17 protein-coding genes are annotated in these 15165 nt (G+C 33.0%); 15 read left to right on the top strand and 2 right to left on the bottom strand.

Annotated features, from left to right (window positions below; genetic code table 11):
- Positions 1 to 172: 172 nt before the first annotated feature.
- From M2475_RS05825 to M2475_RS05770, 12 genes are all read left to right on the top strand, one after another.
- Positions 173 to 1204: an SIS domain-containing protein gene (locus M2475_RS05825; RefSeq protein ID WP_277490201.1), complete on the top strand. Its 1032-nt coding sequence runs from the start codon at positions 173 to 175 to the stop codon at positions 1202 to 1204.
- 2 nt (positions 1205 to 1206) lie between these two features.
- Entirely contained in the window at positions 1207 to 1881 is a 675-nt protein-coding gene (locus tag M2475_RS05820; RefSeq protein WP_277490200.1) for an HAD family phosphatase, read from the top strand.
- On the top strand, positions 1874 to 2707 hold the full coding sequence (locus M2475_RS05815; protein ID WP_277490199.1) for a sugar phosphate isomerase/epimerase family protein: 834 nt from the start codon (positions 1874 to 1876) through the stop codon (positions 2705 to 2707). Before M2475_RS05820 ends, M2475_RS05815 begins: the two co-directional genes overlap by 8 nt.
- Positions 2704 to 3114 (top strand): PTS sugar transporter subunit IIA, encoded by a 411-nt coding sequence (locus M2475_RS05810; protein WP_277490198.1) that lies wholly within the window; start codon positions 2704 to 2706, stop codon positions 3112 to 3114. The genes M2475_RS05815 and M2475_RS05810 overlap by 4 nt, the downstream gene beginning before the upstream one ends.
- 12 nt (positions 3115 to 3126) lie before the next feature.
- On the top strand, positions 3127 to 3597 hold the full coding sequence (locus tag M2475_RS05805) for a PTS sugar transporter subunit IIB (protein WP_277490197.1): 471 nt from the start codon (positions 3127 to 3129) through the stop codon (positions 3595 to 3597).
- An 11-nt stretch (positions 3598 to 3608) separates the two neighbouring features.
- Entirely contained in the window at positions 3609 to 4385 is a 777-nt protein-coding gene (locus M2475_RS05800) for a PTS sugar transporter subunit IIC (RefSeq protein ID WP_277490195.1), read from the top strand.
- Positions 4369 to 5202, top strand: a complete 834-nt coding sequence (locus tag M2475_RS05795; protein ID WP_277490194.1) for a PTS system mannose/fructose/sorbose family transporter subunit IID — start codon at positions 4369 to 4371, stop codon at positions 5200 to 5202. The genes M2475_RS05800 and M2475_RS05795 overlap by 17 nt, the downstream gene beginning before the upstream one ends.
- Before the next feature lie 8 nt (positions 5203 to 5210).
- Positions 5211 to 5849 (top strand): deoxyribose-phosphate aldolase, encoded by a 639-nt coding sequence (deoC, locus tag M2475_RS05790; protein WP_277490193.1) that lies wholly within the window; start codon positions 5211 to 5213, stop codon positions 5847 to 5849.
- A gap of 12 nt (positions 5850 to 5861) precedes the next feature.
- Entirely contained in the window at positions 5862 to 7256 is a 1395-nt protein-coding gene (locus tag M2475_RS05785) for an MATE family efflux transporter (RefSeq protein WP_277490192.1), read from the top strand.
- Between the two features lie 101 nt (positions 7257 to 7357).
- The gene (locus M2475_RS05780; RefSeq protein WP_277490191.1) at positions 7358 to 7798 is read left to right on the top strand and encodes a GNAT family N-acetyltransferase; all 441 of its coding nucleotides are present in this window, start codon (positions 7358 to 7360) and stop codon (positions 7796 to 7798) included.
- Positions 7799 to 7860: 62 nt separating this feature from the next.
- On the top strand, positions 7861 to 8586 hold the full coding sequence (locus M2475_RS05775) for a GntR family transcriptional regulator (protein ID WP_277490189.1): 726 nt from the start codon (positions 7861 to 7863) through the stop codon (positions 8584 to 8586).
- Positions 8587 to 8602: 16 nt separating this feature from the next.
- Entirely contained in the window at positions 8603 to 9328 is a 726-nt protein-coding gene (locus M2475_RS05770) for a GntR family transcriptional regulator (protein ID WP_277490188.1), read from the top strand.
- A 95-nt stretch (positions 9329 to 9423) separates the two neighbouring features.
- On the opposite strand, the gene M2475_RS05765 is transcribed toward M2475_RS05770, so the two are convergent.
- Together M2475_RS05765 and M2475_RS05760 are read right to left on the bottom strand one after the other, a co-directional pair.
- Positions 9424 to 11037 (bottom strand): hypothetical protein, encoded by a 1614-nt coding sequence (locus tag M2475_RS05765; RefSeq protein ID WP_277490187.1) that lies wholly within the window; start codon positions 11035 to 11037, stop codon positions 9424 to 9426.
- Positions 11038 to 11059: 22 nt separating this feature from the next.
- Entirely contained in the window at positions 11060 to 11938 is an 879-nt protein-coding gene (locus M2475_RS05760; protein WP_277490186.1) for an ABC transporter ATP-binding protein, read from the bottom strand.
- Between the two features lie 325 nt (positions 11939 to 12263).
- On the opposite strand from M2475_RS05760, the gene M2475_RS05755 reads away from it, so the two are divergent.
- From M2475_RS05755 to groL, 3 genes are all read left to right on the top strand, one after another.
- Positions 12264 to 12860 (top strand): TetR/AcrR family transcriptional regulator, encoded by a 597-nt coding sequence (locus tag M2475_RS05755; RefSeq protein ID WP_277490185.1) that lies wholly within the window; start codon positions 12264 to 12266, stop codon positions 12858 to 12860.
- Positions 12861 to 13000: 140 nt separating this feature from the next.
- Positions 13001 to 13282, top strand: coding sequence for a co-chaperone GroES (locus M2475_RS05750; protein WP_277490184.1), 282 nt, complete (start codon positions 13001 to 13003; stop codon positions 13280 to 13282).
- A gap of 21 nt (positions 13283 to 13303) precedes the next feature.
- Positions 13304 to 14923 carry a chaperonin GroEL gene (gene groL, locus M2475_RS05745; RefSeq protein ID WP_277490183.1) on the top strand — a complete coding sequence of 540 codons (1620 nt, stop codon included), beginning with the start codon at positions 13304 to 13306 and terminating at the stop codon, positions 14921 to 14923.
- The last annotated feature ends 242 nt before the right edge of the window (positions 14924 to 15165 follow it).

The following is a 15165-nucleotide window of genomic DNA, read 5'->3' as shown; positions in this document are numbered from 1 at the left end:
ATTCGTTTTTTTATAATCTTTTAAAAAAATCATGAAACCGCTTGCAATTTATCGCTCATACTGGTATATTGAAATCGTAAAGTGGAATACAAAAGGAACCACAAAGGCGCCAGGTTCAATTCTGTCTTTATGATTAAGTGAAACGATATATTTTATTATGGAGGAGAACGAAATGGAAAAAGAGATGGTAACACTACCAAAGTTTGATACAGAAAAGTATTTAAAAGAAGGGGATGCAATCTATGCACAACGTGCAGAGGTTGAAAAAGTAGCAGATAAGATTTCAAAAGATGGATATTCAAACATTTTCTTACTTGGAATTGGAGGAACTTGGGCAGAGTTTGCCCCAATTAAATATGCGATTGAAAAATATTCTGATGTAGAAGTTTATTTGGTAAACGCAGCAGAGTTAAATGTATTAAAACACCGTAAACTAACTAAGGATTCAATTGTGATTACAGCAAGTGCATCTGGAGATACAAAGGAAATTGTAGAAGCAGCAAAATGGATTGTTGCAGAAGGAATCCAAGTCATGGCTTTCACAAAATCTAGTGGACCACTTGGAAAAGTTGCACAAACGGTAATTGAAGCAAATGTTACAACCGGAATGTGTGAATATAGTTATTTATTATTTAACTTATTAGCATTAAGATTATTATATAACCGTGGTGATTTCCCTGACTATGAATTGTTTGCAGATCAAATGAAAGGAATCTTTAAAAACTTAGTTGATATTCGTGAACAATTTGATCCAAAAGCAGAAGAAATTGCAAAGAAATACTACAATGAACCATATAATATCTGGGTAGGATCTGGTGCATTGTGGGGAGAAACATATTTATTCTCTATGTGTATTCTTGAAGAAATGCAATGGGTACGTACAAAATCTGTTACATCACCAGAATTCTTCCATGGAACACTTGAACTAGTTGATAAAGATGTACCAGTATTCTTAGTGAAAGGTGAAGATGAATGTCGTGCCTTAGATACACGTGTAGAAACATTCTGTAAGAAGATTACTGACAAGTTAGTTGTATTTGATACAGCAGAATATGCATTGGATGGTGTTGATGATAAGTTTAGAGGACTTGTATCACCATTAATTGCAACAAGTCTATTGACAGAGAGACTGGCTGCTCACTATGAGACATATACAAAGCATAACTTAAATTACAGACGTTACTATCGTCAATTTGAATATTAATCATGAAGATTAAAGCCGTAATTTTTGATATGGATGGTGTATTGATTGATTCAGAACCATATTATATGTATGAAATGATGACATTTTTGGAAAAGCATGGTAAACCACAACCACCAGAAGTTGTATCAGAAGTTATTGGATCTAGTCATCAAAGAACTTGGGAATTAATGGCTGGGTGGTTAGAGTGTGATTATACATATGATGAGATGTATGATTATTATTGCAAAACTTCAAATGTTGAAGAGGTTGATTGCACAGATATTTTAAATCCTTATGTAAAGTTTTTAATCCGTTATTTAAAAAAACAAGGGGTTAAAATAGCAATCGCCTCTTCAAATCATTTGGATTTCATTGAAAAAGTCTGTAAAGAAAATGGGATTGAGCATTACTTTGATGTCATAGTTAGTGGAATGATGTTTCAAGAAAGCAAGCCACATCCAGAAGTGTATTTATATACGCTAAAGAAATTATCACTTGAAGCAAGTGAGACACTCGTTATTGAAGATTCTGGTTATGGAATTGCAGCTGCAAGAAATGCAGGTATAAAAGTAGCAGCAAAAATAGATGATCGCTTTCATTTTGATCAATCAAAAGCTGACTATCATGTGAAAGATTTGTTTGATGTCTATCAGCTAATAAAGCGTATTGAAGCAGGTGAGGAGGGATTTTATGATTAAGCTATGTGCAATGAATGGACATTATCGCTTTTATGAGCTAGAGGATTTCTTTAAACATATAAAGTCAATAGGGTTTGATACAGCAGAGATATGGACAGGACCACAACATTTCTTCATGGATTATCAAGGATATGAAAGTGTAAAGAAATTACAACATTTAGAAGAAAAGTATCAAATAAAAATAGCGGTAATTTGTCCAGAACAAACAAATCCAAAGCCTAACAATATGGCTACAAAAGATCTAGAGCTACAAAAACATGTATATAAATACTTTACAAATGCTATTGATGTAGCTGCAAGTATTCAAGCAAAGATGGTGTTAGTTACAAGTGGATGGGCATTTCTAAATGAGGATATAGAAGATGCCTTTAATCGTAGTGTACATATGATGAAACGTCTTTGTGAATATGCACAAAGCAAACGTATTTATTTAGCAATGGAATCATTACAACATGACGAGTCATTAATTGTAAACTCGATTGATGGATTAAAACGTTATAAAGAGGCAGTAAATAGCAATCAATTGAAAGTATGTATTGATTTTGGAGCCATGGCTGGGGCAAAGGAAACGATTGAAGACTATTTCAAAGCCTTCAAAGATGATATTGTTCATGTTCATTTTGTTGATGGAGCACCAACCGGACATCTTGCATGGGGTGATGGTGAGCGAAATATGAGTGAAGATATTAAAGAATTACAGAAATATGGATATGATGGATTATTATCGCTGGAAAGTGTAAATGGACAATATTATGAGAAACCATATGAAGCAGATTTAAAAACAATGCAGCAATTTAATAAAATCATGAAGGAGAATGAACAATGAAACATTATATTATCGCATCTCATGGAACCTTTGCGAAAGGTATCTATGAGAGCATTAAAATCATTGTAGGAGAGCAAGAGAATGTACATCTCATTAATGGATTTGTAGAATCGAATGATATTGAAGAAGATATCAAAAAAGTTATGAATGAAATTCCTGAGAATGCTGAAATCATAGCGATGAGTGATGTGTTTGGTGGAAGTGTAAACAATGAATTGATGAAACATTTAGGAAGAGAGAATTATTATTTAATAACAGGAATGAATTTACCCTTGCTCATGCAAATCTTTTTAGCAGGTGATGGTAATACAAAGGAAATAATTGAGAATATTGTCAATAGTGAGGATACGACACCAAAATTTTGTAACCCTCTTATTGAAGACGTTTCTCAAGAAGATGAATTTTAGGAAGGTAAAATTATGATAAAACTAGTTAGAATAGATCATAGATTATTACATGGACAAGTCGCATTTTCATGGACTAATGGAGTTGGAGCGGACTGTATTTTAGTTGCTAGTGATATGGTTGTCAATGATGATGTTTGGAAAACAACATTAAAACTTGGTAAACCTTCTGGATGTAAATTAGTAATAAAAAACATGCAAGATTCTATCGATGCAATTAATAGTGGTGTTACAGATAAATATAAGTTGGTTATTGTCGTTCAAACAATTGAGGAAGCAAAACAACTTGTTGATGGATGTCCACAGATTAAATCAATAAATTTAGGAAATACAAAAGAATCAGAGGAAACAAAGCAATTGAGTAAACAGATATTTGTTACCAAAAAAGAAGAAGAAATTCTAAAAGAATTTGTTCAAAAAGGTTTAGAAGTAGAAATTAGAGCTTTGGTTGATGACAAAAAGATATTTGTTGAAAAAGTGTTATAAGGAGGAAAACAATGGTAGTTCAATCAATTTTATTAGGACTAGTTGCAGTATGGGGAGTATTGGATTATCAACTAGGGACATTATATACATTTAGACCAATTACAATTGGTCCAATTGTAGGACTTATTTTAGGCGATTTTCAAACTGGTATTACAGTGGGGGCTAGTTTGGAGTTGTTATTTATGGGAGCAATCTCAGTTGGAGCATATATTCCACCAGATGTATTGATTGGTGGAATCTTAGGGACAGCATTTGCTATAACAACAGGGGCTGGATTGGAAACAGCAGTTACCCTTGCAATGCCAATTGCTCTTATTGCATTATCAATTAGTAATTTTATAGCAGCATTAACACCGACATTTTTAAAATTTGCGGATGATGCAGCAACCAAAGGTGATTCGAAAACAATCAAAAAAGTACACTGGCTTATGGGAGCAATCGGTGCACTTGAAAAATTCTTACTTGTATTCTTTGCTTATTACCTAGGTGTAGATGCAGTTGAATCAGTATTAGGATCTATTCCACAAGTAATCATTGATGGAATGGCAGTCGCTGCAGGAATGTTACCTACATTAGGATTTGCAATGTTAATGAGAATGATTTTGACGAAGAAAATAGTTCCATATTATTTCTTAGGATTTATTTTAACTGCATATTTGGGAATGCCAGTTCTTGGAGTTGCAATTTTAGGAATCATTATCGTTGCTGAAAAATTTGGGTTCTTATCTGGCGCAAAAGAGGCAATAGTAGGAGCAAGTAATGAGGAGGTAGATGATGATGACTTCTAAGCAAACAGGAATAATAACAAAAAAAGAATTAACTAGAATGAGCTTTAATGTAGGTGGTTTAGGAATGGAGTGGTCTTGGAATTATCCTAGACAGATGCATATGGCATTCTTATTAATGCTAGATCCTTCATTAAAGAAGATTTATGCAAACAATCCAGAAGGGTATAAAGAAGCACTTGTACGTCATATGGAATTCTTCAACATTACACCTCAGTTAGCACCATTTGTTGGTGGAATCGTTCTTTCGATGGAAGAGGAAGTAAATAAAGGTGATATTAGCGGTGATGGAATCAATGGTATTAAAGCTGCTCTTATGGGTCCATTATCAGGGATTGGTGATTCTATTTTCTTAGGTTGTATTCGTGTTATTGCCCTTGGTGTAGGTCTTTCATTAGCGCAACAAGGAAATATTCTTGGACCAATCTTATATGTACTAATCTACAATGTTCCAGCCTTTTTAATACGTGTATTTGGAGCTAGATTAGGATATAATTTAGGATTTAATTATCTTACTAAAGCACAAGAAAATGGAACGATGGATAAGTTAATGTATGCAGCAGGTATCTTAGGGATTATGGTAATTGGTTCCATGACGTTTGATATGTTCTGGGCTACGGTGTCTTTGAAAATTGGTTCAGGAGATTCGGTAGCGAGCTTGCAAGAAGTGCTTGATGGTATTATGCCTGGAATTGTAGGGCTAGGTGTAACATGGCTTTATTATTGGGCATTAGGTAAAAAAGTAGGTCCTGTTAAATTAATTCTTATTACCGTTGTAGTTGGAATTGCACTAGCTTACTTTGGCGTTATGAGTGCATAGGTGCACTTATGATAAGTAAATACATAGATTATATTGATGATCCTAATGATACATTTATTGAGTACTTACAAAAAGCAAAGAAATTAAATGTAAGATGTGTATTTGCATCTTTGGATCAATATGATGAAGCAGTTGCATATTTAAAGGATACGGATATTATTGTTGCGGGTGCAATTGATTTCCCTGAAGGTAACTTATGTTTGGAAGATAAATTAAAAGCATTCCAAATGTACGCAGATAAAGGATTTAAAGAAATTGATTATGTATTAAACCAAAAGAATGTGGAAGAAAGAAATTATGAAGGGTTGCTAGAAGAGCTAAAAGCAGTTGCAACATTTTGTAAAGAACATCAAATTACAGATAAAGCAATTGTGGAAATGTGTAAGCTTGATGAAGAAGCAAAGGTTAAAATTTGTGAATTAGCCAACCAAGCAAATCCAAGTTTCTTAAAAACGTCTACAGGAAAGAGTTTTGGTGGAGCCAAACTACATGATGTAGAACTAATGAAAAAATATTTAAATGATAATATCAAAATCAAAGCAGCAGGTGGCATTCGTAGCTACTTATTTGCGAAAGAATTGGTGGATGCAGGTGCCCAGGCACTTGGTGCCAGTGCCGCAATTCAAATTATAAACGAAGAAAATTAGAAAGAAACTGGCATGTATGAAGATGCCAGTTTTATTGTAGAAGTGGGGTGGACAATGAATGCAAAATTAGATAAAAAATTTATCAAACATGTTTTATTATTAGCATTACCAGTAATCATACAACAGTTACTCGTCAATTTATTAAGCATTGCAGATACGGTAATGATTGGTGGACTGGGAGAAGATGCGATTAGCAGTATTACGGTTGCTAACAAATTCTTCTTTGTATTTAATCTAGCAATTTTTGGATTGGCAAATGGAATTGGTATTTATATTTCTCAATATTATGGAGCAAACAATAAACACTCGTATAATGCAGTATTCCGTTTTGGTTTATGGTGTTGTACACTTGTTGGTATTGTAGCAACCATATATTTATTGCTCTTTCCTGAATCGGTAATTACCATTTTTTTGGAAACACCAAAAATAGTAGAAGGAGCCCTTGAATATTTATATGTGGTAAGATATTCTTACTTACCCTTTGCTTGTGTGATGATGATTGCGGTTGCTTATCGAATTAAAGGGGAACCAAAGGTTCCAATGGTTAGTGGGTTTATTGCTTTTGTTGTAAATGTTGTATTAAATTATATATTGATTTTCGGACATTTTGGATTTGAAGCAATGGGCATTAAAGGTGCAGCGATTGCAACTTCTCTATCTCGTTATGTAGAACTGTTTTTCTTATTATGGTTATTATCAAATAAGAAATCAGATTTATACTTATTTGCCAAGATAAAGAAATTAAATATAAAAGAGAAAGTAATCATCATTAAGCAAACAATACCCTTAGTATGTAATGAAATACTGTGGTCAATAGGGCTTAGTATTATCTTTATGAACTATTGTTATGTTGGTGAAAGTTATATACCATCATTAACCGTTGTTGATAATATATCATCGCTTGTTCATGTTGCTTTTGCTGGATGTGCAACAGCTACAGGAATTATTATTGGAAAGGATCTAGGTGCAAATCATTTGGATGAGGCGCGAAGTGACTCTAAGAAGATGATTAAAATAGGTCTAATCATTTATGTGGTAGGTAGTGTTTTGATTATGATAGGTTCACCATTTATTCCTCAGTTGTTTTCGCTAAAGGAAACAAGTGCTGATATGGCGATGATATTATTGATTGTAAAGGCCGCTATTATGTGGACACAAGGATATGCAGAAACAGCATATTATATTTTAAGAGCAGGAGGAGATACAAAATCGGTACTAGCTATTGATGGATTATTTATTATCTTTGGACCGTTGTTGTTGAGTATCTTGGCATCAAGAGTGTGGCATATGGATTTACTTATGATGTTTATATTAGTAGAAGGCATAAATATAGTAAAAGTATTTTTATCTACTTATTTTTATAAGAAAGAACATTGGATAAAGAATTTAACACTGATAAAGGAGTGAAAATGTGGATGATGGTGAAGAGCAAATAATAAAAGATTATTATCAACAAAATCCTGGATAGCTTCAAACTCACGAAATATTAAATTTGAAAGGAGAAAAAAATGAAAGTTCGTGATTTTGAAGTAAAGGATAAAGAAGCATATATTGCGATGTCAAAAGCTTTTTATGAAAGTGAGGCATCCATAGAAGATGGAAATGAAGAACAATTTATAACAACGTTTAAACAGGTAATGAAAAAGTCACCTTATGTAAGAGGCTTACTTTTGGAACAAGAAGGAGCAATTATAGGATATGCTCTATTGGGCTTTTTTTGGTGTAATGGAAATGAAAGTATAACGATACTGATTGATGAATTATATATAAAGAAAGCCCATCGAGGTAAACAATATGGAAGAAAGTTTTTTACGTGGTTGGAAAAAAACTACGATTTAGATGAATATACGTTTACTTTAGAGGTAAATCCAAGAAATGAGAAAGCACTGTCTTTTTATACCAAACTAGGTTATAAACAGAGTAAATATATTGTAATGGAAAAATATTAAGGTATATCTTTTTTATAAACTTTAATGTGGTATAATAAACAAGGAAAGAGGTTCAAATTACCATGAGATTGTTAACACTTGATATTATCGTATGTAATGAAATTAAATACATGATAGAAAACACTCCTATTTTGGAGGGTGAGAAATTACCTAGTGAAAGAGAATTGGCAGAGAAACTTGATGTGCAAAGAGCAACCGTTCGTACGGGGTTAAAGATATTGCTTCAAGAAGGTTGGATTTGTTCAAGAGAGCGTAGTGGCTACTATGTAGCACCACGACGCATCGAAAAGAATGTGTATCGAATTTCATCTACCTCGCAGGTAGTTTCAGATATGGGAAAACAGCAGCATATCAAACTACTCAGTATTGAAAAAAAAGAAATAGGAAAAGATTTATTTAATAAAATTAAACTTCCCATAGGAACGAAGTGTTTTTTTATTGATCGTCTTCGTTATGTAGATGATGAAATTGTTTCACTCGAAGAATCGCTTGTGCCTTGTGATGTAGCACCTACACTGATGGAAAAAGATTTAGAAAATCGATCTTTTTATAGTATTTTAGAAGAAGATTATTTAATTGATCTTGATTCTTCTGAACAAGAAATTATTGTTGTGGAAAGTGATGAATTTTTATCGAAAAGTTTACATGTACCAGTTGGTGAAAAATTGGTAAAGCAACAGGGCTTGGTATTATCTATTGATGGAAAACCAATTGAATACTCAGAGACTTATATGATTATGAATCGCTTTGTATACGTGAATGATGATTTAACTGGGAAAAAAAGTTAGGAGGGTGGATACGAACATGGATTATCGGATGCCAATATATATACAGATTAGAGATGCAATTGTTCAAAAAGTAAATAATAAAGAGTATCTACCTGGAGAGGCTATTCCAAGTGAGCGCAAGTTAGCAGAGAGTTATGAAGTGAATCGAATGACTGTTAAAAAAGCGATTGATGCTCTTGTAGAAGAAGGCTATTTATTTCGTGTACATGGAAAAGGAACCTTTGTACAACGTAAACATCGACAACGGTTAGCTTGGGGAAGTGATGATGCTTCAGGAATTAGTGCTTTATTTCGTGAACAAGGGGTTAGAAGAAAAGATAAGGTACTAGTAAAAGGGCTAACAAAGGCATTTAATTATTTGGGGTCAAAATTAAATTTGGCAAAGTATGAAGATGTATATGTTGTTCATCGTTTGCGTTATGCAAATGATGAGCCTTTTGGAGTAGAGTATTGTTATATGCCATTTAAATTTTTTGAAGATGCAGATGAACATAATTTTGAAAATGTTTCGATTTATAATTATATGGAGTCCAAAGGACACTTCCCAATAAAATTTGAACAACGCTTAATCATTATTGAAGCAGATGAGAAGCTTGCCAAGCAAATGGGAATTCACACCAATGATCCTTTATATTACTTTGAGTACTTAGGCAAAGATAAAGATGGTAATGTTGTAGAGTATACTGAGAGTTATATTCGTTGTGATAAAGCAGTATTCACCTATGAAGCAAAAAGAATATAAATATCTAAATTATGAATAAAAAGAATTATATTCTTTATGAAATATAAAAAGGTTACAATTAAGAAAGCGAGTACATGGTGTACTCGCTTTTGTCATTATGCTCTTTCTTGCATGTCTCTTTTTTTATAACCAATATAACCTAAAATCATTAATCCAATACCAAGTAGTGATATGATAAGAAATATCGTTATATCAAAATCTTCCATAGGCATTCGTGGAATCCAACTCATGATTGCGGTTTTAGAGAACCAGTTTGGTAAATTTAAGATACCTCCAAAATAGTTAATTGCAAAGGAATACCCAAGATAGGCATAAACAACTTTTCCTAGCTTTGGAAGCCAGCCAAGGGCTAAGGCAGCTAAACCTGTGAAAAATAAGACCGATGGTAAGAAGTTAAACCCAGCAGCAAGAAAATCTATCATATTAAGTGTAGAAGTTCCATTCATGGATGTCATAGCTGCCAAACCTAATCCACCAGCCCCAAAAACAATACCGATTATTCCTGCCAAAATAGCAATGATAAGCGTCGTCCAATACAATTGTCCTCTTGTAACTTTCGTAGAATATAGTTGACTAAGATGCATTCGCGTTTCTTCTGAAAATAGTTTATTTATAACTGTAATAGGAAGAATGGCAACAAGTCCGATCATGATCATCATGATGGTTCCTGTGAAGGAAGCCTCAAGTGAAATGCCACTCATTGTAAACATTTGACTTATCAACTCATTACTTTTTAAGAATGTTTGCATATCTCCATAAATGGATCCATAGGCAGCTCCCATAATCATAAAAGCAATAAGCCAGCCAATAATAGAACCTTTGTTGATTTTGAATAATAAACCAGGAACCGATAATAACGATTTCTTTGCTGTTGCTCGTCCTTCTTTTTCAGGAAGATAACCTGCACCCATATCACGTTTACCTTCCAACACAAAGGATAAGAAGATAATTGCGATACAGAATATAATACCAATGAATAGGAAATACCAATTATTTTCGGTAAATGGATAAGTTAAATATACCCATCCCATTGGATTGATTTTTGACAATGTGATATTTGAAATATCACTACTAGCACGCAAAATATATAATAATCCAATGATTGATAAAGTAGTTCCAGAGGCTCCAGATGAAGTAGGCATGATTTGTGAGATTAACAAAGCAAGTACTGCTCCGATAATTCCAGCTAAACCGATTGATGCTCCAAATAGAAATGTCCCTTCTGCAACAATGGAATCTACGCCAAAGCTTACCATTATACCACCTATAAAGAGGGCTAATATAAGGTTAATGAGAATTGTTTCGATGATAACGGCTAATGAATTTGCTTGTCTACCCACTTCAAAAGAACGGACGAGTTCACTTAATCCTAATTCTTCTTCTTTACGAGTATGACTAACAACATGCAAAGCAGAAATAATCATTGCAAACAATCCACAAAATAGTAGCATCTCATTTGCATACATGGCACCTAACGTATAGTTAGCAGCATGTTCAACAGGGGTAGGTCCAATCATAGAAATCATTGCAGGATTTTGCATAGTTTCAAATAACCCAATTAGACCTTGTCCCTTTCCAATTTCTTCAAAAGCAGGAACAAAAGCTCCACAAAATAAACCTAAACCTAAAATCCATACAATAATTTTTTTCCAATCACGTTTGATGTATTGTATAAACAAAACATTCCATAGTGAGAATTTTTCTTTCATGATGTAAACACCTCGCTCCTGTCTATTCTGCATAATGACGCATGAATAAATCTTCTAGCGTTGGTGGTACAGATTCAAATTTTTTAACTCCTAATTTTACTGCTTCTGCCATAATATCATTCATATGATGATTATCGACAGAGAATGTAGCTTGATTCCCCTTTTTCACAAAATCATAAACACCTTTTACTTTCGCCATCGCTTCTACATCTTTGGTTGTAGCCATAGTTACTGTAGAACGAGTTAAATGACGTAGTTCATCAAGTGTTCCTGTTTCAACAACTTTCCCTTGGCGAATAATTGCAACTTTATCAGCTAATCGTTCTACCTCGCTTAATATGTGGGAAGAGAGCAAGATAGCCTTTCCTTCGGTTTTGATTTTCTCAATTTCTTCTTGAAATACTGCTTCCATTAAAGGGTCTAATCCAGAAGTTGGTTCATCAAATATATATAAATCTGATGCAACCGACAAGGCTGCAATCAATCCAACTTTTTGGCGATTACCCTTTGAATAACTTTTGGCTTTTTTCTTTGGATCTAGTTCAAAACGATTGATTAAATAATCCCGCTTTGTTTTATCTCCTCCACCATGCAATTTCATAAATAAATCAATAATCTCTCCCCCAGTTAGGTTTCCCCAAAGCGCAACATCCCCAGGAACGTAAGAAATACGTTTATGAATTTCTAAGCTGTCTTTCCATACATCGTGATTAAAGATGGTTACATCTCCAGCATCTCGATTGATAATCCCCAACAAAACACGAATTGTTGTTGATTTTCCAGCTCCATTTGGTCCAATGAAACCAACAACTTCACCAGCGTTAACACTAAGTGATACATCATGTAAGGCAGTAAACTTACCAAACTTCTTTTGTAATCCTTTTATTTTAATAATTTCCATAACACAGATACTCCTTTTCATATAAATAGTAAAGTGCGTAACGTGCTTTCCAGTTCTATGCAAAGTTTCATGGTGAAGAATTCTTGTTATTGGGGAAGGATAAAGAATTGTCATCAACCTTAACTTGTGTCAAACCAAAGTTCATTTACAAGTTTAATAATAAACATTTTTTTACTATTGTCAACCAACAACAATGTACCTTTTTGATAAAATAGTTCTTAATTAATTAATATAATTATAAAAATAAAAAATTAAGAACTAAAAAATATATTATAGTATTTAATTTTGGTTATGCTATAATGAAAATAAGAAAGTGAGAAAACATATGAATGGATTTGAAAAGAGAACGGAAGAAAAGCGGCAATTAATTTTAAAAACAACCTTTGATATGATGAATACAGACGCAGGTATAACAAATGTAAGGATTGATGAAATAGTGAAACAGGCAAAGGTTGGAAAGACAACGATTTTTAAATATTTTGGTAGTAAAGATAATTTAATTCATCAAGTGTTTAAAGAATTTATTGAACAGATTGCTACAGAAGCTAGAAAAATAATGGATGAAAATAAACCATTTGCGGAGACATTAATAGCAATGAGTCAAAATAAAATAACTTTTTTTAGAGAAGTAAATCATCAATTTTATTTGGATTTAATGGATTACTTCACAAATAAAAATGATGATGGATTTACGGTATTGATGATGGATTATTTACATGAGAGTTCGGGTCTGATGTTGGATTTATTCCATCGTGGAAAAAAAGAAGGAAAAGTTGATTTGAAATATTCTGATGAGTTTCTGTTGCTTTATTTTCAAGCGTTAGTTGAAGGAATTTCAAACCCAAAAGTATATGAACATATTGTCCCATATACAGCCGAGTGGACAGAACTTATGATCAAAGGAATTGCACCTACGAAGTAGGTGTTTTTTTCTTATGATGATTTAGAAAGAATATGAAAAATTGTTTAACTTTTTTGTCACTCGTATTGACAGAGTGCTAAAAATGATTATAATATCTATTAACACTTGATGGTTGAGAGTGCTAAAAAGGAGGTAATTATATGTTTGAACCATTACATGATAATGTAATACTTGTAAAAGAAGAGGTTGAAAATAAGACCTCGAGTGGGATTATTTTAAGTGGTAGTCCTAAAGAAACACCTAGTATCGCTACGGTAGTAGCATGTGGAAAGGGAAAATTTGTTGATGGGAAATTGGTTCCCCTGCAAGTAAAAGAAGGAGATAAGGTTGTATATAAAGAATATGCAGCAACTTCAATTACATACGAGGATAAAGATTATTCAATCGTTGCAGAAGAGAGTATATTGGCAATTTTAAAATAAAGATACAAGGAGGAAATAAAGATGAGTAAAGATTTAAAGTTTGGTTTAGAAGCACGGGATAAAATGTTAAATGGTGTAGATACATTAGCAGATGCTGTAAAGATAACATTGGGACCGAAAGGAAGAAATGTTGTTTTGGAAAAAAGCTATGGGTCACCTTTGATTACAAATGATGGTGTATCTATTGCAAAAGAAATAGAATTGAGTGATCCATTTGAAAATATGGGTGCAAAGCTTGTCTATGAAGTGGCAAATAAGACAAATGATGTAGCTGGAGATGGAACGACAACTGCAACATTATTGGCACAAGAAATGATTCATCGAGGTATTAAAGCAATCAATAAGGGAAGCAATTCTGTATTGATGCGTGAAGGTATTGAAGAAGCAGGAAAGAAAGTTGCTGAAAAAATCTTGGAGAAATCAAAGGAAGTAAAAACAAACAGTGAAATTGAAAGTGTAGCTTCTATTTCTGCACAAGACACATCAATTGGTAAAATCATTGCTGAAGCGATGGAAAAAGTCGGAAATGATGGTGTTATCAATGTAGATGAGTCAAAAGGCTTTGATACAAGTTTAGATGTTGTAGAAGGAATGCAATATGATAAAGGGTATATTTCTCCTTATATGGTAAGTGATCGTGATAAGATGCAAGTTTCATTAGATGATCCTTATATATTAGTTACAGATCAAAAAATAAATACCATTCAAGATATACTACCAATTTTAGAAAAAATTGTAGAACAACATAAATCTTTATTGATTATTGCAGAAGATATTGATAATGATGTTGTAAGTACATTAGTAGTAAATAAGTTAAGAGGGACATTTAATGTTGTTGCAACCAAAGCACCAGGTTTTGGGGATAATCAAAAAGCACTTTTAGAAGATATTGCAACGATTACAGATGCTAAATTAATTGCTAAAGATTTACAGATGGAATTAAAGGATATGGATATCAGTGATTTGGGAACAGCCAAAAAAGTCCTTGTAGCAAAAGATACTACAACGATTATTGATGGTGTTGCAGATAAGTCTGTGATTGATGAGCGAAAAGCAGAAATTAGCACACAGATAGCAAATACGACTAGTGACTATGATAAAAAGAATTTACAAGAGCGATTGGCTAAATTATCCAATGGTGTAGCAGTGGTAAAAGTAGGAGCTGCTACAGAAAGTGAATTACAAGAAAAGAAATTGCGAATTGAAGATGCATTAAATGCAACTAAGGCAGCGGTTGCAGAAGGAATTGTAAATGGTGGTGGATCCATTTTAATAGATGTATATAAGGATTTACGCGATGAGTTGAAGCATGATGTTGTTGATATTCAAAAAGGGTATAACATCGTTTTAGATTCTTTATTGATACCAACATGGCAAATTGCTGAAAATGCAGGTTATGATGGAGATGAAATCGTCGAGAAACAAAAGAATGCAAAATCAAATATTGGGTTTGATGCAAAAGCGGGTATCTGGGTTGATATGTATAAAGAAGGAATTGTTGATCCAACAAAGGTAACACGTAGTGCAATTTTAAATGCAGCAAGTATATCAGCGTTATTTTTAACCACTGAAGTAGCTGTTGCTGATAAACCAGAAGAAAAACCAGCTGAGACGTCAGCTGCGATGCCGGGAATGTATTAATTAAAAATGTAGCAATGAGTTCTATACTCAAAGCTACATTTTTTTTGGAATTTCATAAAAAAATAATGATATTATATAAACTTGTTATGATTTACTTATACATTTAATTATATAATTTGTTATATTTTATTACAAAAAAACCTTTTTTTATAACAAAAACATTTTGAATTGCTTTTCTTTGTTTATGATAGGAATGCAAGTTAGTATGGAATATGTTATTCATTAATACCTAGTTTGCAAAG

This window comes from Breznakia sp. PF5-3 (assembly GCF_029504745.1).
Lineage (GTDB): Bacteria > Bacillota_I > Bacilli_A > Erysipelotrichales > Erysipelotrichaceae > Breznakia.
The sequence above is the reverse complement of the archived record's forward strand: the minus strand, read 5'-3'. Positions and strand labels throughout refer to the sequence as shown.